This is a genomic window from Bartonella sp. AP72JLCBS, assembly GCF_042195705.1.
Classification (GTDB): Bacteria; Pseudomonadota; Alphaproteobacteria; order Rhizobiales; family Rhizobiaceae; genus Bartonella.
Window position 1 is genome coordinate 1 of sequence record NZ_JBHIOU010000123.1, and the last position, 626, is coordinate 626.

General features: G+C 47.9%; 1 protein-coding gene. It reads right to left on the bottom strand.

The features are described 5' to 3' along the window. A partial coding sequence (locus ACFILO_RS09705) for a hemagglutinin repeat-containing protein (RefSeq protein WP_375678239.1) occupies positions 1-626 on the bottom strand: 626 nt, incomplete at both ends.

Genomic DNA, 626 nt, shown 5'->3' on the forward strand with positions numbered 1-626 from the left:
CCTGATCCCACACCAAAACCTGTTTCATGCTCCTCTGAATGGCTTTTATGATGATCTGTCATGCCATCAATCGTCACACTTTCTCCGCTCACATTGATATCTTGACCGGAAAGCAGATGAGAAGCAGAAATCTTGGCTTCTCCTTGTGCGTCTAACACGATGTTGCCCGTCGCCCCAAGGATAGAGGAGACCGTTGTGGTATGCGATTGAGATGTATCGGACGATTTCTCATGCAAAAAGCCACTTGATGACGATTGTGCTTGCTGATCCAACTGTTCTTGGGCGCCTTTGATAGTAATCTTTCCCCCAGAGTGAATGGTAATATCCGCTTGTTTCTGTTCTCCTGGTGCTTTCTCTCCTGACGTTTCCTCTGCCTTACCGGCTATGAGCGTCGAGGCGACAACTTCCGTGTTGTTTCCGGAATCAATGGCAATGCCTTCACCCCCTGTTATGCTTGACCCCACAACTTGGCGCACATCCATCTTGTTATGCTCAGATTTACTGCTACTAAACACCCCACCGTCTTTATGGTACGACATCTCATAATGTAAGCTATCCTCTGCATTATTGATCAGGACATCGTTGCTGGCTTTCAGCCCTACCTTGCCATCAGCCGCAATGGAACT